Genomic DNA, 16,337 nt, shown 5'->3' with positions numbered 1-16,337 from the left:
TCAGTATCCGGCGGCGCCGCCGTTGCTGCGCGGGTCGAACGCGCCTTCAAACAGCCCGTTCGGGTGGCGGACAATCGCGCCCGCGTGGCCCATGGCTTCGCTAAAGTCCGGGAAGATCTCCACCTCGTGACCCAGCGCCTGCAGGCGTGCGATCGTTTCGGGGGAAAACCGGCCTTCCACCTTTAAGGTGTCTGAGCTTTGTCCCCAGGTGCGCCCCAGCAGCCAGCGCGGACGGGAGATGCTCTCCTGCAGCGGCAGACCCTGCACCACATAGCGGGTAAAGAGCGTGGCCTGAGTTTGCGGCTGGCCGTCACCGCCCATGGAGCCGTAGACCATCACCCGTCCGTCGTTCAGACGCGCCGCGGCCGGGTTCAGGGTATGGAACGGCTGTTTGCCCGGCGCGAGGGCCAGAAGATGTGCGGGATCGAGGCTGAACGACGCCCCCCGGTTCTGCCAGACGATACCCGTATCCGGGAGCACCACCCCGCTGCCGAACTCGTGATAAATGCTCTGGATAAACGACACGGCCAGGCCGCTGTTATCCATCACCCCCATCCACACCGTATCGCCAGGGCCTTTGCCGGTGTCCCACGGCGCGGCATGGTTATCGTCAAACCGGTCGGCGAGCGCCTGAAGCGCCGCAGGATCCAGCAGGCTCTGGATATCGGTTTTCAGCTCGCGCGGGTCGGTGATGTGGGCATCGCGCAGGCCAAAGGCCAGTTTGGTGGCTTCCACAATGCGGTGCACTGTCCCGGCGTCGTCGGCATCGGCCATCGCCAGACGGTCGGTGATGCCGAGGATCGCCAGCGAGACCAGCCCCTGCGTCGGTGGGGCGAGGTTCCAGACCTCACCCTGCTGATGCGCTAATTTCAGCGGCGTGGTGCGCCGGGCGACATGCGCGTTCAAATCCGCCAGCGTAATGGGCAGGCCGAGCGTCTCCATCCCACGGGCCAGACGCGCCGCCAGCGGACCGCGATAAAAACTCTCCAGACCCTCTTCGGCAAGTTGCGTCAGCGTGGAGGCCAGCGCCGGTTGATAAAACCGGCTGCCGACCTCCGGTGGTTTGCCGTCTACCAGCCAGGTTTCTGCGAAGCCGGGCAGGTCTTTCAGTTCGTCGAATTTACTGGCGGTGGCAGTGGCCTGCGAGGCCGTGACCGGCGTGCCATTGCGGGCATAGTCAATGGCATCTGCCAGCAGGCGCGTCAGCGGCAGGGCGTTGCCCGTCAGCGCGTGTGAGACTTTAAGCGCCTCCGCCCAGCCACTGACGGTACCCGCCACGGTCAGCGCCGCACGGGGGCCGCGGTGGGGGATGTGCGCCAGATCGCCATAGGCGGCAAGCGTCGCCAGCGATCCCGCCGCGCCGCTGGCATCGATGGCAATCGGTTCGCCGCCGGGGGGCACGATAAGCCAGAAGCCATCGCCGCCCAGGCCATTCATATGGGGATAGACCACGGCAATGGTGGCCGCTGCCGCGACCATCGCTTCAATCGCGCTACCGCCATCGCGCAGCACAGACAGCGCGCTCTGGCTGGCAAGATGATGGGGGGCAACCGCCATTCCATGTACGGAGACATTACTTTGCATGAACAGTCCTCATAACCCTGAAAGTCACAAGGCGCTGCAAAAGCTGTTCCAGGTATGAAAGAAAAGTTTCATGTCATCCCGGCTGATAAGCTGGCATGCTTAATGAATAGAGAGCAAGAGATGAAACAAACGTTACAGAGGCGTTATGGAACAGCTTGATGAACGACTGAAAGCACAATACGCGTCACTGTCGCCCCAGGAGCAGCGGGTGGCGGATTTTATTTTCGATCACTTCGACGACCTGATCAGCTACAACAGCGCCGAGCTGGCGCAGCTGAGCGGGGTGTCGAAAGCCACGGTGAGCCGCCTGTTTAAGCATCTGGGCTATGAGAAGTATAAGGACATGCGCGATGAGCTGCGTACCCTGCGCCAGAGCGGTATGCCGCTGACGGACAACCGCGACGCGGTGCAGGGCAATACGCTGCTGGCGCGTCACTATAAGCAGGAGATGGCTAATCTGACCCAGTGGGTGAATGCCCTGGATGCCCGGCAGTTTGCCGACGCGATGGCGTGCATGGTTAAGGCGAGGCGCATCGTCATTATCGGGATGCGTAACGCCTATCCGGCGGCGCTGCACCTGCGTCAGCAGCTGTTGCAGGCACGCGGACAGGTCCTGGTGTTGCCGCAGCCCGGGCAGAGCCTGAGCGAAGAGCTGGTGGATCTCACCCCCGACGATCTGGTGGTGATGATGGCGTTTCGCCGCCGCCCGCGCATCATCCGCCCGCTGCTGCAGCAGCTTCAGGGCAGCGGTATCCCGGTGCTGCTGATGTGCGAGCCGCAGGCGCACAGCCTGTTTCCGCTGGCGAGCTGGCAGCTCTGTGCTCCGCTGGACAGCGTCTCAGCCTATGACAGCTACGCCTCGGTCAATAGCCTGATCAACCTACTGGCAAACGCCTTCCTGCATGAAATCCTCGATAAAGGCCGTCCGCGCATTCATGAGATCGCCACCCTGTATCAGCACCTGGACGAGCTCGAACAACGATAATGGGGCATCGGTGTGGTGCTTTGCATTGAAATGGTGCAGTGAGGCGGGGCGAAAAAGAGACAGCTTTTTCGCCCCGCCTTTGTTTTATCAGGCTTTACAACAAAATCCCGCGTTTCGCTTTATCTGGCACATTAGTTGCAAAATCCAATTCAAAGAATCTTTTGTTTCATGTTAACGTTACGGGGAAGCACCATGAAAAAATTGTTGATTGCACTGGCCGGGGCCGTTTGTCTATTCACTAACCTGTCGGCAAAGGCGGACCAGCTTCAGGATATCGAGAAACGCGGCACCATTCGCATTGCCGTGCCGCAGGATTTCCCGCCGTTTGGCTCGGTCGGAACCGATCTGCAGCCGCAGGGCTATGACATCGATATGGCGCGCTATCTGGCCAAACAGATGAAGGTCAAGCTGCAACTGGTTCCGGTGACCAGCGCCAACCGCGTGCCTTATCTGCAAACCGACAAAGTTGACCTTGTCATTTCAAGCCTCGGTAAGAATGCGGAACGTGAAAAGGTGATCGATTTCAGCCGCGCCTATGCGCCGTTCTTCCTCGGGGTGTTTGGCCCGAAAGGCGCAGAGCTGAAAGATGCCGCCGCCCTGAGCGGTAAAACCATCGGCGTGACGCGTGGCGCGGTCGAGGACATGGTGCTGACCAGCCTGGCGCCGAAAGACGCAGACGTAAAACGCTATGAGGACAACAACACCACGCTGTCGGCGTATCTGTCCGGACAGGTACAGTATGTGGCCACCGGCAACCTCGTGGTGGCGGCCATCTCGCGCCAGAACGCGGAGAAAGCTCCGGTGCCGAGCTTTATGCTGAAAGATTCACCGTGCTTTATCGGGCTGAAGAAAAATGAACCAGCGCTGAAGGCGAAAGTGGATGCGCTGATTGAACAGGGTATTAAAGACGGCACCCTGAACGGCTTCTCTGAGCAGTGGCTCAAGGCGCCGCTGCCGGCAAGCCTTGGCGTGTAAGGCAATGACAGAGCAACTCCATTTCTCTGAGCTCTGGCCGCACTGGCCGGCGCTGCTGGCCGGGCTGTGGGTCACCATCCAGTTGACGGTGATGGCGACCCTGGGCGGTCTGACGATTGGTATTTTCGGGGCGGCTATTCGCAGCGGGCGGGCGACGTGGTTTAGCCGGATCTGGGGCGGTTACGTGGAGATTATCCGTAACACGCCGTTTGTGGTGCAGCTGTTTTTTATCGTCTTTGGCCTGCCCAATATGGGGCTGAAGATGACGGCGGGTGAGGCGGCACTGCTGGCGATGGTGATCAATCTGGGCGCGTACAGCACGGAAATTGTCCGGGCGGGCATTCAGGTAACACCAAAAGGGCAGTGGGAGGCCGGACGCGTGCTGGGGCTGACCCGCACCCAGACCTTCATTCGCGTGGTGTTACCGCCTGCGCTACAGCGTATTTATCCGGCGCTGGTGAGCCAGTGCATTATCGTGATGCTCGGCTCGTCGGTGGTGTCGCAGGTCTCGTATGAAGAGCTGACCTTTGCCGCCAACCTGATCCAGTCCAGAACGTTTCTGAGCTTTGAGGTTTATCTGGTGACAACCGGGATTTACTTAGCGCTGTCGATTACCCTGCGTCAGCTGATGATGGCGGCAGGACGCAAATGGCTGGGGGTACAGGCATGATGACCACCTTTACCGACTGGGACATTATTCGTAACCTGCTGCTGGCCGGGCGCTGGACGATACTGCTGTCGCTGGTGGCGTTTGTCGGCGGCGCGGTGGTGACCCTGCCGCTGCTGCTGCTGCGTCTCACTGGCGGGCGAATGATCATGCGCCTGATCCGCGGCTATATCGAACTGTTTCAGGGTACACCGCTGCTGATGCAGCTATTTCTGGCGTTCTTCGGCGTGGCGCTGTTCGGCATCGATGTCTCGCCATGGACCGCCGCATCGCTGGCCCTCACGTTCTACACCAGCGCGTTTTTGCTTGATATCTGGTTTGGCAGCATTCGCGCGCTGCCCAAAGGGCAGTGGGAAGCGTCGCGCTGTCTGGGGCTGACCTTTGGCCAGACGCTTTATCGGGTGGTCGCGCCGCAGGCGTTGCGGATTGCGATTGCGCCGACGGTCGGTTTTGCCGTCCAGGTGATTAAGGGCACGGCGCTGGCGTCAATCATCGGCTTTATCGAGCTGACCAAAGCCGGGACGATGCTCACCAATGTCACTTATCAACCGTTTAAGGTCTTTGCGCTGGTGGCGCTGGGCTACTTCATTCTGTGTTATCCGCTGTCGCGTTACAGCCGTTATCTGGAGACTAAATTCAATGCCTCTCATCACCATTAATCAGGTGCAGAAGTACTACGGCGATAACCATGTCCTGAAGGGGGTCGATCTCGATATCGACATGGGCCAGGTGATTTCGATTATCGGGCGCAGCGGATCCGGCAAAAGCACCCTGCTGCGCTGCATCAACGGTCTGGAAGGGTATCAGGACGGCAGCATCAAGCTTGGCGGCATGACCATCACCGACCGGGATTCCCAGGCGCGTGAAATCAGCCGCTCGGTCGGGATGGTGTTCCAGAACTTCAACCTGTTCCCGCACATGACGGCGCTGGAAAACGTAATGCTCGCCCCGCGTCGGGTGCTGAAGAAAAGTGCCGCCGAATGCCGGGCGCTGGCGCAGCAGATGCTGGAGAAAGTCGGCCTCGGCGATCGTCTGGATTACTACCCGTCGAGTCTCTCCGGCGGCCAGCAGCAGCGCGTGGCGATTGCCCGTGCGCTGGCGATGTCGCCAAAAGTCTTACTTTGTGACGAGATCACCTCCGCGCTCGACCCGGAACTGGTGGGCGAAGTGCTTAAGGTGCTGGAGCAGCTGGCAGCAGAAGGGATGACCCTGATTCTCGTGACCCATGAAATGAATTTTGCCCGCGAAGTGGGCGACCGCGTGGTGTTTATGCACCAGGGGAAAGTCTGGGAGCAGGGCGACAGCAAAACGCTTTTCGCCAACCCGCAGACCACCGAACTGAAGCAGTTCATCTCCTCCGTGCGCGGCCTCAACTGATAAGGACTTAACAATGGATATCGCTCAATTTCCGCAACTTAATCCGCCGCAGCGTCTGCTGATGGGCCCGGGGCCGATCAATGCCGATCCGCGCGTGCTGCGCGCCATGTCGAGCCAGCTGATTGGTCAGTACGACCCGGCGATGACCCACTATATGAACGAAGTAATGGCGCTCTATCGCGGGGTGTTCCGCACCGAAAACCGCTGGACGATGCTGGTGGACGGCACCTCCCGCGCGGGCATTGAGGCGATTCTGGTTTCGGCCATTCGCCCGGGCGATAAAGTGCTGGTGCCGGTGTTTGGCCGCTTCGGCCATCTGCTGTGCGAAATCGCCCGCCGCTGCCGGGCGGAAGTGCATACCATCGAGGTGCCGTGGGGCGAGGTGTTTACCCCGGATCAGGTGGAGGATGCCATCAAACGTATTCGTCCCCGTCTGCTGCTGACCGTGCAGGGGGATACCTCCACCACCATGCTGCAGCCGCTGGCCGAGCTCGGCGCGATTTGCCGCCGTTATGACGTGCTGTTTTACACCGACGCCACCGCGTCGCTGGGGGGGAACGCGCTGGAAACCGATGCCTGGGGGCTGGATGCCGTCTCCGCTGGCATGCAGAAATGCCTTGGCGGTCCGTCCGGCACGTCACCGATCACCCTGAGCCCACGCATGGAAGAGGCGATCCGCCGCCGCAAATGCGTCGAGGAGGGGATCCGCACCGACGCCCATCGCGACGGCGACGAGGAGATGATCTACTCCAACTATTTCGATCTCGGCATGGTGATGGATTACTGGGGGCCGGAGCGGCTGAACCATCACACTGAAGCCACCACCGCGCTGTTTGGCGCCCGCGAATGCGCGCGGCTGATCCTGCAGGAGGGGCTGGACAACGGCATCGCCCGGCACAAGCTGCACGGCGATGCGCTGCTGAAAGGCATTCAGGCGATGGGGCTGGAGACCTTTGGCGATCTGAAGCACAAGATGAACAACGTGCTGGGCGTGGTGATCCCGCAGGGCGTTAACGGCGATCAGGTGCGTAAGCTGATGCTGGAAGATTTCGGTATCGAAATTGGCACCTCGTTTGGCCCGCTGCACGGCAAGGTATGGCGCATTGGCACCATGGGTTATAACGCCCGTAAAGACTGCGTAATGACCACCCTGAGCGCGCTGGAGTCGGTGCTGAACTACCTGAAATTCACCACCCCCCAGGGGGCGGCGATGCAGGCCGCGTGGGATCATTATCGCCGCGAGACGTCACAATGAGCCCGGCGGCAGAGCGGGTGTTGGCCCGTGCCGATGCGCTGGCCGCCATCAGCGAAACCCCGGACGGCCTGACGCGGGTTTATCTTTCCACGCAGCATCTGCAGGCCAACCAGCTGGTCGGGCAGTGGATGAGCCAGGCGGGCATGACCGTCTGGCAGGACAGCGTCGGGAATATTTGCGGGCGCTATGAGGCGCAGCAGGAGGGCGCACCGGCGATACTGCTTGGCTCGCATCTGGATACCGTGCGCAATGCCGGGCGCTACGACGGCATGCTCGGCGTGCTCACCGCCATTGAAGTGGTGGACAGCCTGCATCAGCAGGGCGTGCGCCTGGCGCAGGCCATCGAGATTGTTGGCTTCTGCGACGAAGAGGGAACCCGCTTCGGCATCACGCTGTTAGGCAGTCGCGGTCTGACGGGCACCTGGCCGGAGAATTGGCTTGATACCTGTGATGCCAGTGGCATAAGCGTGGCGCAGGCGATGGTGCAGGCGGGGCTGGATCCCGCGCGGGTATCGCTTGCTGCGCGGCATCAGGACGATTTCAGCGCCTGTCTGGAGCTGCATATTGAACAGGGGCCGTGCCTGGAGCAGGAGGGGCTGGCGCTGGGGGTGGTAGAAGCCATTAACGGTGCGCGGCGTCTGAACTGTCTCTTTACCGGCGAAGCCGGGCATGCCGGAACCGTGCCGATGGCTCACCGTAAAGATGCCCTGGCCGCAGCTGCCGAATGGATGGTGCAGGTTGAAAACACCACCCGACAGCGCGGCGGCAATCTGGTTGCCACGGTGGGGGCGTTACGCTGCCTGCCCGGCGCGGTCAATGTGATTCCCGGCGAGGTGGCGCTCTCGCTGGATATTCGCGGCCCGCAGGATGCCCCGCTGGACGCACTGCTCACTGAACTGCTCATTCAGGCGGAAGAGATCGCAGCCCGGCGTGGGCTCCGTTTCAACGCCGAGGAGTTTTACCGGATAGCCGCCACGCCGTGCGATGCCAGACTGCAATCTCTGTTAGGGGAGGCCGTGACATTGGTTCAGGGCCGCACGCTATCGCTGCCGAGCGGTGCCGGGCACGACACCATTGCGCTGGCAGAACGCTGGCCGGTGGGGATGTTGTTTGTGCGCTGCAAGGGGGGTATCAGCCACCATCCGGCGGAGTCGGTGATGGCTGAGGATGTCGCGCTGGCGATTGAGGCGTTTGGGCGGGCGGTGAGGACGCTGGCTGACGGTGGCGCGCGTTAAGCCACCGAACGCACCGCATCTTCGATATCAGCGCTCACCCGTACATCCTGGTCGTCAAAAACCATGCAGTGATGGTCGTCAAACGCCACGTCTATCTTCTGCCAGGGCGCGAACTTCACGTCGCCCGGCAGCAAGATCTTCACGTTGTCATGGCCATAGCATTGCCCAAACAGGTAAGTATTGTTTCCCAGTCGCTCCACCACTTCACAGTTAAATTCCAGCCGCGTGCCGCGGTGAAGGTCGGTGGTTAAATGTTCCGGGCGGATGCCCAGCGTGACCTGACTTCCCGGCTGCAGCGGTGTGGTGGTTATCGCGAGCGTGAGCGACTTCTGTTGCGATAGCATGACGGTAAGCTTACCTGGCTGCCAGGCTTCAACGGTCGCCGGCAGAAAGTTCATCTTCGGAGAACCGATAAACCCGGCGACAAACTTATTTGCCGGTTTGTAATAGAGATCCATCGGGGCGCCCATCTGCTCAACCTTGCCATAGTTCATGACCACGATCTTGTCGGCCAGGGTCATCGCTTCGATCTGGTCGTGCGTGACATACACCATGGTGGTTTTCAGCTCCTGATGCAGGCGGGCAAGGTGCAGACGCATCTCGACGCGCAGTTCGGCGTCCAGGTTAGAGAGCGGTTCATCAAACATAAAGACGCGCGGGTTACGCACGATGGCGCGGCCTATTGCCACGCGCTGGCGCTGCCCGCCCGAAAGCTGTTTAGGTTTGCGGTCCAGCAGGTGGGAGAGCTGCAGCGTTTTTGCGACCATCTCCACCTGGTGACGGATCTGTTCTTTTGGGACCTTATTCACTTTCAGCCCGTAGCCCATGTTTTCGGCGACCGTCATGTGCGGATAGAGCGCGTAGGACTGAAACACCATGGCCACGCCGCGGTGGGAAGGCGCGACGTCATTCATGACCTCATTACCGATTAAGACTTCACCTTCGCTAATCTCCTCCAGACCGGCAATCATGCGCAGCATGGTCGATTTACCGCAGCCGGAAGGGCCAACAAAGACGGCGAATTCCCCGTCTTCAATTTCAAGATTCACGTTGTGCAAGGTGACGGTGTCGCCAAAGCGCTTGGTGACATTCCTTAACTGTATGTTTGACATCAGTGTTCCCCGAGTAAACCGCTATCTATGTTTTACGTATAACAATCAGGTTCAACATAGCTGGACGGTGCAATTTGTCTGTATTGACTATAACTTCCAGTATTCATGCGCCCTATACAGATTTTCCATTAATGTTATGACGATCACACAACTTACAGTTTTTTGTAGAGTTATCATGACGTGAAGGGTAGCGTATACCAAACCAAAGATATTTGATGTCATACGTGCAGCATCTGGTTTTGCTGAATTTTAGATGAGGCAGATAAGGCGTTAAATGTCATAACAACCATAAAATTGTTATACCTTCACATGAGGTTTGTAATGAAAAAGAACCTACTTGCCGCTCTGATCCTCTCTACGCTCTCGGTGCAGGTACATGCCACCACGCAGCTTAACGTCTGGGAAGACATCAAGAAGTCATCCGGTATAAAAGAGGCGGTGGCTGACTTTGAAAAACAGTACGACGTTAAGGTCAACGTCCAGGAAACCCCTTACGCCCAACAGCTGGAAAAACTGCGTCTGGATGGCCCGGCGGGCATTGGCCCGGACGTGCTGGTGATCCCTAACGATCAGCTGGGCGGCGCCGTAGTGCAAGGGTTGCTGACCCCCCTGAATCTGGAGGCTAAGCAGACCGAACAGTACACCCCGGCCTCAATCAATGCCTTCAAAATGGATAATGCCCTCTACGGCGTACCGAAAGCGGTCGAGACGCTGGTGCTGATCTACAACAAAGACCTTATCGACAAGCCCCTCAATTCGCTGCAGGACTGGTATGACTTTTCGAAACAGCAGCGCGCGAAAAACCAGTACGGCCTGCTCGCCAAGTTCGACCAGATTTACTACAGCTGGGGGGCAATTTCTCCGATGGGCGGCTACATCTTCGGTCATAACGACAAGGGCGGCTATAACGCCAGCGACGTTGGCCTGAACAAGCCGGGCGCGGTAGAGGCCGTGACGTACCTTAAAAAATTCTACGCCGACGGGATCTTCCCGGCCGGGATAGTCGGTGATAACGGTCTGAACGCCATTGACTCCCTGTTCACCGAGAAGAAAGCGGCAGCCGTGATCAATGGGCCGTGGGCATTCCAGCCGTATGAAGCAGCAGGGATCAACTACGGCGTTGCGCCGCTGCCAACGCTGCCCGACGGCAAGCCTATGAGTTCTTTCCTTGGCGTGAAAGGCTACGTTGTCTCCACGTGGAGCAAAGATAAAGCCCTGGCGCAGAAATTTATCGAATTCATCAACCAGCCGCAGTATGTGAAAACGCGCTACATCGCCACGCGTGAAATCCCGCCGCTTACCGCGATGATCGACGATCCGATTATCAAAAACGACGAAAAAGCGAGTGCCGTCGCGGTACAGTCGGCGCGCGCAACTGCCATGCCGGGCATCCCTGAAATGGGTGAAGTCTGGGGGCCAGCCAACGCCGCGCTGGAGTTGAGCCTGACCGGCAAACAGGATCCTAAAGCCGCGCTGGATAGCGCAGAAAAACAGGTCCAGATGCAAATCGAAGCCATGCAGGCCAGCAACCAGTAATTTTCTGCCGTCACAAAACGGGAGGACTCTCTCCCGTTTTTTTGAAAGGAGTTGTCTGTGAGTATCATCCCGGAAAATTTTGCCAGACCGCACGGGGCCGGGCGCCATGCCTGGACCGGCCTGCTGCTGGCGTTCATCCCCGGCTTCGGCCAGTTCTACCATCGTCAGTGGCTGAAAGGGATCATCTTCCTGGTACTGCTGGTCAGTTTTCTCGGCGTATTTGCCGATTTTCTGCGCGAAGGGCTGTGGGGGCTGGTGACGCTGGGCGAGGAGGTACCGCGGGACAACTCCATCTTCCTGCTGGCTGAGGGGATCATCAGCGTGCTGATCGCCGCGTTTGGCGTGATGGTCTGGTACCTGTCGATGCGTGATGCGTGGGTGAATGGCAGAAAACGCGATGCGGGACTTGCGCTTAACAGCGTGCGCAAGCAGTACCAGATGCTGCTGAGCGACGGCTTCCCGTATCTGATGATCACGCCCGGCTTTATCCTGCTGGTGTTTGTAGTGGTTTTCCCGATCCTGTTCGGCTTTGCTATCGCCTTTACCAACTACAACCTCTACCACACGCCGCCGGCTAAGCTGGTGGACTGGGTTGGGTTTAAGAACTTCATCAATATCTTCACGCTCTCCATCTGGCGTTCGACCTTCTTCGACGTGCTGCAGTGGACAGTGGTCTGGACCCTGCTCGCTACCACGCTGCAATGTTCGGTAGGCGTGCTGCTGGCCATTCTGGTGAACCAGAAAGATCTGCGCTTTAAGCCGCTGATCCGCACCATCTTCATTCTGCCCTGGGCGGTGCCGGGCTTTGTCACCATCCTGGTGTTTGCCGGAATGTTCAACGACTCCTTTGGGGTGATCAACAACGCCATTCTGGCCTTCTTCGGCATCGCGCCAAAAGCCTGGATGACCGATCCGTTCTGGACCAAAACGGCGCTGATTATGATGCAGACCTGGCTCGGCTTCCCGTTTGTTTTCGCTATGACCACCGGCGTGCTGCAGGCCATTCCGGACGATCTGTACGAAGCGGCGACCATGGACGGCGCCAGCAGCGCGACTAAGTTGCGTACCATCACGCTGCCGCTGGTGCTTTACTCGATTGCGCCGATTCTGATCACTCAATACACCTTCAACTTCAATAATTTCAACATCATCTACCTGTTTAATAACGGTGGACCGGCGGTGGTAGGGTCGAATGCGGGTGGGACGGATATCCTGGTGTCGTGGATCTACAAACTGACGATGTCCTCTTCGCAATATGCGATTGCGGCGACCATCACTATCCTGCTGTCGATCTTTGTCGTCGGGCTGGCGCTATGGCAGTTCCGCGCCACGAAATCGTTCAAAAATGACGACATGGCGTAAGGAACGTAACAATGGCTCAATCACAAAGTATTAAACGTGAGAAGTGGGTTCGCCTCTCGCTCTCCTGGCTGGTTATCGTGCTGGTCTCGATAATCATCATTTACCCGCTGGTGTGGACCGTCGGTGCGTCGTTTAACGCGGGTAATAGTCTGCTGAGCTCGTCGATTATTCCAGAGAACTTCTCGGTGCAGCACTATGCCGACCTGTTCAACGGCCAGGTGAACTACATGACCTGGTACTGGAACTCAATGAAAATCAGCTTCCTGACCATGGTACTGACCTTAATCAGCGTCAGCTTTACCGCCTACGCGTTTTCGCGCTTTCGCTTTAAGGGGCGCCAGAACGGTCTGATGCTGTTCCTGCTGCTGCAGATGATCCCCCAGTTCTCGGCGCTGATTGCCATCTTCGTGCTGTCGCAGTTGCTGGGCCTTATCAATAGCCATCTGGCGCTGGTGCTGATCTACGTGGGCGGCATGATCCCGATGAACACTTACCTGATGAAAGGCTACCTCGATGCCATCCCGAAAGATCTGGATGAATCCGCGCGCATGGACGGGGCCAGTAATTTCCGGATTTTCATCGAAATTATCATGCCGCTTTCGAAGCCGATTGTGGCGGTGGTGGCGCTGTTCTCCTTCACCGGGCCGCTGGGGGATTTCATCCTCTCCAGCACCATTTTGCGCACCCCGGACAAATACACCTTACCCATCGGGCTTTATAACCTGGTGGCGCAAAAAATGGGTGCCAGCTACACCACCTACGCGGCAGGCGCGGTCCTGATTGCGGTGCCGGTGGCGATCCTCTACCTGGCGTTACAAAAATACTTCGTCTCCGGCCTGACCTCCGGGAGTACCAAAGGATAACCATGAAAAGACTCAAACCCGCTTTGCTCGCCGTTTGCCTCTCATGTGGCCTTGCCGCGAGTGCTTTTGCTGCCGACGCGGTGAAAACGCGTCCGTTTAACGCCATGCCTGCAGATTTTATTAAGGGGGCGGATATTTCGACCCTACTGGAAGCCGAACAACACGGCGCGAAATTCTATAACCAGAACGGCCAGCAGCAGGATGCGATTGCGATCCTGAAGGCCAACGGCGTGAACTATGTACGCCTGCGCCTGTGGGTTGATCCACAGGATGCGAGCGGCAAGACCTATGGCGGTGGCAGTAACAACCTGGAAAACACGATTGCGCTGGCGAAGCGCGTGAAGGCGCAGGGCCTGAAGCTGCTGCTCGATTTCCACTACAGCGATTTCTGGACCGATCCGGGCAAACAGTTCAAGCCGAAAGCCTGGGAGAAGATGGACTACCCGCAGCTTAAAACGGCGATCCATGACTACACCCGCGACACCATCGCCCGCTTTAAGCAAGAGGGCGTCCTGCCGGACATGGTGCAGATCGGTAACGAAATCAACGGCGGCATGCTGTGGCCGGAAGGCAAAAGCTGGGGGCAGGGCGGCGGCGAGTTTGACCGTCTGGCCGGACTGCTCAACGCCGCCATTAGCGGGCTAAAAGAGAATCTGACCGGCGGCGAGCAGGTGAAAATCATGCTGCACCTGGCCGAAGGGACTAAAAATGACACCTTCCGCTGGTGGTTTGACGAAATCGCGAAGCGCGACGTGCCATTCGATATCATCGGCCTGTCAATGTACACCTACTGGAACGGCCCGATTAGCGCGCTGAAGGCCAATATGGATGACATCAGCAAGCGCTATAACAAAGACGTGATTGTGGTGGAAGCGGCATACGGCTATACGCTGGACAACTGCGATAACGCTGAGAACAGCTTCCAGGCGAAAGAAGAAAAAGACGGCGGCTATCCGGGTACCGTTCAGGGCCAGTACGATTATATTCACGATTTAATGCAGTCCGTTATTGATGTTCCGGACCACCGTGGCAAAGGCATCTTTTATTGGGAGCCGACCTGGATTGCCGTACCGGGCACCACGTGGGCGACCAAAGCCGGCATGAAATATATCCATGACGAATGGAAAGAGGGGAATGCCCGCGAGAATCAGGCGTTATTTGATTGCCAGGGAAAAGTGCTGCCATCAATAACGGTATTTAAATAATTTTTATCTTCATTCAGGACGTTTTTAATATGAATAAATTTGCGCCTTTAAGCCCAAAGGTCGCGGCGTTATTGCATGGCGCCGACTATAACCCGGAGCAATGGGAGAATTATCCCGGTATTATTGAAAAAGATATTGCCATGATGCAGCAGGCAAAATGTAATGTGATGTCGGTGGGCATATTTAGCTGGGCAAAGCTGGAGCCGCGTGAAGGGGAATATGATTTTGCGTGGCTGGATAATATTATTGAAAAACTGTATGCGGCAGGTATTCATATTTTCCTTGCTACGCCAAGCGGCGCGCGTCCGGCGTGGATGTCGCAAAAATACCCTGAGGTGCTGCGCGTCGGGCGCAACCGCGTGCCCGCGCTGCACGGAGGCCGGCATAACCACTGCATGTCATCGCCAGTGTACCGTGAGAAGACATTCACCATTAACCGCCTGCTGGCGGAGCGTTATTCACACCATCCGGCGGTGCTGGGCTGGCATATCTCTAATGAATACGGCGGCGAATGTCACTGTCACCTGTGTCAGGCACGTTTTCGCGACTGGCTGAAGGCGCGCTATAAAACCCTGGACGCGCTGAACCACGCGTGGTGGAGCACCTTCTGGAGCCACACCTACACCGACTGGTCGCAGATAGAGTCCCCTGCGCCGCAGGGAGAAGTATCGATTCACGGCCTCAACCTCGACTGGCGTCGCTTCAATACCGCACAGGTGACCGATTTCTGCCGCCATGAAGTGGCCCCACTAAAAGTAGCGAATGCGGAACTGCCGGTAACCACCAACTTTATGGAGTATTTCTACGACTACGACTACTGGCAGCTTGCGAAGGCGATCGACTTTATCTCCTGGGACAGCTACCCGATGTGGCACAAGGAGAAAGACGAAACGGCGCTCGCCTGCTACACCGCCATGTATCACGACATGATGCGTAGCCTGAAGGGCGGTAAGCCCTTCGTGCTGATGGAGTCGACGCCGAGCACCACCAACTGGCAGCCAACCAGCAAGCTGAAAAAGCCGGGGATGCATATTCTCTCGTCGATGCAGGCGGTGGCGCACGGAGCGGATTCGGTGCAGTACTTCCAGTGGCGTAAAAGCCGCGGGTCGGTGGAGAAATTCCACGGCGCGGTTATCGACCACGTGGGTCATCTGGATACCCGCGTCGGGCGTGAAGTGACGCGCCTGGGCGAGATGCTGGCACGCCTGCCGGAGGTCGCAGGTTGCCGTACCGAGGCCCGGGTGGCGATTGTCTTCGACCAGCAAAACCGCTGGGCGCTGGATGATGCCGAAGGTCCGCGCAATATGGGAATGGAGTACGAAAAAACCGTCAACGAGCACTATCGTCCGTTCTGGGAAAAAGGCATTGCGGTGGATGTCATTGACGCTGACGGCGATCTGAGCGACTACGCGCTGGTGGTGGCCCCCATGCTTTATATGGTACGCGAAGGGTTTGCCGAGCGGGCAGAAGCCTTTGTGGCTAATGGCGGGCATCTGGTGACGACCTACTGGACCGGCGTGGTGGATGAGACCGATCTCTGTCATCTGGGCGGTTTCCCTGGCCCGCTGCGCAAGCTTCTGGGCATCTGGGCAGAAGAAATCGAGTGCCTGGGCGAGGGGGAGCGCAACCTGATTCAGGGGCTGGCAGGCAACGCGGCAGGTTTGCAGGGGCCGTATCAGGTGCGGCATTTATGCGAGCTGATCCACGCTGAGTCCGCACAGGTGCTGGCGACCTACCGCGATGATTTCTACGCAGGTCGCCCTGCGGTAACGGTCAACCGCGTCGGTAAAGGCAAGGCGTGGCATGTTGCTTCACGTAACGATCTGCCGTTCCAGCGCGATTTCTTCGCCGGAATTATCAACGAGCTGGCACTACCGCGCGCCATCGAGGGTGAACTCCCGCCGGGCGTGGTTGCCACGGCACGCACGGATGGCGAAACCACCTGGGTGTTTGTGCAGAACTACACGGCACAGCAGCAGTACATCGCGCTGCCACAGGGGTATACCGACTGCATGACAGACGCCGCTGCTGCGGGCGATACCGCTCTGCTGCCCTGGGACTGTCGGGTGCTCAGGCGTAAAGCGTAATTGATTTTCTCCCTCTCCCTGTGGGCTGAGGGATCCCCAGTAATATGGTCATGCCACCATGACCATATTACTGTACTCTTTTCCCAGCTTTTTC

At 58.2% G+C, this 16,337-nt stretch carries 14 protein-coding genes; 12 read left to right on the top strand and 2 right to left on the bottom strand.

The window, feature by feature from the left end; translation table 11 throughout:
* Positions 1–1,584 carry an oxamate amidohydrolase gene (gene hpxW / locus AX755_RS04970; protein ID WP_062856389.1) on the bottom strand — a complete coding sequence of 528 codons (1,584 nt, stop codon included), beginning with the start codon at positions 1,582–1,584 and terminating at the stop codon, positions 1–3.
* Between the two features lie 145 nt (positions 1,585–1,729).
* Between hpxW and hpxU the strand changes: the two genes are divergently transcribed.
* From hpxU to hpxK, 7 genes are all read left to right on the top strand, one after another.
* Positions 1,730–2,569 carry a MurR/RpiR family transcriptional regulator HpxU gene (hpxU, locus tag AX755_RS04965; protein ID WP_062856388.1) on the top strand — a complete coding sequence of 280 codons (840 nt, stop codon included), beginning with the start codon at positions 1,730–1,732 and terminating at the stop codon, positions 2,567–2,569.
* Between the two features lie 192 nt (positions 2,570–2,761).
* A complete protein-coding gene (locus AX755_RS04960) occupies positions 2,762–3,544 on the top strand; it encodes a transporter substrate-binding domain-containing protein (protein WP_040021585.1) in 783 nt (260 codons plus the stop codon).
* A gap of 4 nt (positions 3,545–3,548) precedes the next feature.
* The gene (locus AX755_RS04955) at positions 3,549–4,214 is read left to right on the top strand and encodes an amino acid ABC transporter permease (RefSeq protein WP_040021584.1); all 666 of its coding nucleotides are present in this window, start codon (positions 3,549–3,551) and stop codon (positions 4,212–4,214) included.
* Positions 4,214–4,870, top strand: a complete 657-nt coding sequence (locus tag AX755_RS04950; protein ID WP_020689664.1) for an amino acid ABC transporter permease — start codon at positions 4,214–4,216, stop codon at positions 4,868–4,870. The genes AX755_RS04955 and AX755_RS04950 overlap by 1 nt, the downstream gene beginning before the upstream one ends.
* Positions 4,851–5,588, top strand: coding sequence for an amino acid ABC transporter ATP-binding protein (locus tag AX755_RS04945; RefSeq protein WP_013097221.1), 738 nt, complete (start codon positions 4,851–4,853; stop codon positions 5,586–5,588). Before AX755_RS04950 ends, AX755_RS04945 begins: the two co-directional genes overlap by 20 nt.
* A 13-nt stretch (positions 5,589–5,601) precedes the next feature.
* Positions 5,602–6,843 carry a pyridoxal-phosphate-dependent aminotransferase family protein gene (locus tag AX755_RS04940; protein WP_038419062.1) on the top strand — a complete coding sequence of 414 codons (1,242 nt, stop codon included), beginning with the start codon at positions 5,602–5,604 and terminating at the stop codon, positions 6,841–6,843.
* A complete protein-coding gene (hpxK, locus tag AX755_RS04935) occupies positions 6,840–8,078 on the top strand; it encodes an allantoate amidohydrolase (protein ID WP_062856387.1) in 1,239 nt (412 codons plus the stop codon). The genes AX755_RS04940 and hpxK overlap by 4 nt, the downstream gene beginning before the upstream one ends.
* Here the strand turns inward: hpxK and AX755_RS04930 are convergent.
* Positions 8,075–9,190, bottom strand: coding sequence for an ABC transporter ATP-binding protein (locus AX755_RS04930; protein ID WP_062856386.1), 1,116 nt, complete (start codon positions 9,188–9,190; stop codon positions 8,075–8,077). The genes hpxK and AX755_RS04930 overlap by 4 nt on opposite strands.
* Positions 9,191–9,511: 321 nt before the next feature.
* On the opposite strand from AX755_RS04930, the gene AX755_RS04925 reads away from it, so the two are divergent.
* Genes AX755_RS04925 through AX755_RS04905 form a run of 5 tightly spaced genes read left to right on the top strand, consistent with a single transcriptional unit; the run spans position 9,512 to position 16,243 of the window.
* On the top strand, positions 9,512–10,726 hold the full coding sequence (locus AX755_RS04925) for an extracellular solute-binding protein (protein WP_013097217.1): 1,215 nt from the start codon (positions 9,512–9,514) through the stop codon (positions 10,724–10,726).
* A gap of 57 nt (positions 10,727–10,783) precedes the next feature.
* Complete coding sequence (locus AX755_RS04920) at positions 10,784–12,088, top strand: carbohydrate ABC transporter permease (protein ID WP_029883250.1); 1,305 nt, start codon at positions 10,784–10,786, stop codon at positions 12,086–12,088.
* Positions 12,089–12,099: 11 nt separating this feature from the next.
* Positions 12,100–12,951, top strand: coding sequence for a sugar ABC transporter permease (locus AX755_RS04915; RefSeq protein WP_013097215.1), 852 nt, complete (start codon positions 12,100–12,102; stop codon positions 12,949–12,951).
* A 2-nt stretch (positions 12,952–12,953) separates the two neighbouring features.
* Entirely contained in the window at positions 12,954–14,156 is a 1,203-nt protein-coding gene (locus AX755_RS04910) for a glycoside hydrolase family 53 protein (protein ID WP_062856385.1), read from the top strand.
* Between the two features lie 29 nt (positions 14,157–14,185).
* Complete coding sequence (locus tag AX755_RS04905) at positions 14,186–16,243, top strand: beta-galactosidase (protein WP_013097213.1); 2,058 nt, start codon at positions 14,186–14,188, stop codon at positions 16,241–16,243.
* Positions 16,244–16,337 lie beyond the last annotated feature (94 nt).

It is taken from the genome of Enterobacter sp. SENG-6, assembly GCF_001605945.1.
Classification (GTDB): Bacteria; Pseudomonadota; Gammaproteobacteria; order Enterobacterales; family Enterobacteriaceae; genus Enterobacter; species Enterobacter cloacae.
The sequence above is the reverse complement of the archived record's forward strand: the minus strand, read 5'-3'. Positions and strand labels throughout refer to the sequence as shown.

Coding starts and splice junctions, on each gene's coding strand:
- hpxK (WP_062856387.1), top strand. CDS start 6,840: ATGAGCCCGGCGGCAGAGCGGGTGTTGGCCCGTGCCGATGCGCTGGCC.
- AX755_RS04950 (WP_020689664.1), top strand. CDS start 4,214: ATGACCACCTTTACCGACTGGGACATTATTCGTAACCTGCTGCTGGCC.
- hpxW (WP_062856389.1), bottom strand. CDS start 1,584: ATGCAAAGTAATGTCTCCGTACATGGAATGGCGGTTGCCCCCCATCAT.
- AX755_RS04960 (WP_040021585.1), top strand. CDS start 2,762: ATGAAAAAATTGTTGATTGCACTGGCCGGGGCCGTTTGTCTATTCACT.
- AX755_RS04910 (WP_062856385.1), top strand. CDS start 12,954: ATGAAAAGACTCAAACCCGCTTTGCTCGCCGTTTGCCTCTCATGTGGC.
- AX755_RS04940 (WP_038419062.1), top strand. CDS start 5,602: ATGGATATCGCTCAATTTCCGCAACTTAATCCGCCGCAGCGTCTGCTG.
- hpxU (WP_062856388.1), top strand. CDS start 1,730: ATGGAACAGCTTGATGAACGACTGAAAGCACAATACGCGTCACTGTCG.
- AX755_RS04915 (WP_013097215.1), top strand. CDS start 12,100: ATGGCTCAATCACAAAGTATTAAACGTGAGAAGTGGGTTCGCCTCTCG.
- AX755_RS04930 (WP_062856386.1), bottom strand. CDS start 9,190: ATGTCAAACATACAGTTAAGGAATGTCACCAAGCGCTTTGGCGACACC.
- AX755_RS04945 (WP_013097221.1), top strand. CDS start 4,851: ATGCCTCTCATCACCATTAATCAGGTGCAGAAGTACTACGGCGATAAC.
- AX755_RS04925 (WP_013097217.1), top strand. CDS start 9,512: ATGAAAAAGAACCTACTTGCCGCTCTGATCCTCTCTACGCTCTCGGTG.
- AX755_RS04905 (WP_013097213.1), top strand. CDS start 14,186: ATGAATAAATTTGCGCCTTTAAGCCCAAAGGTCGCGGCGTTATTGCAT.
- AX755_RS04955 (WP_040021584.1), top strand. CDS start 3,549: ATGACAGAGCAACTCCATTTCTCTGAGCTCTGGCCGCACTGGCCGGCG.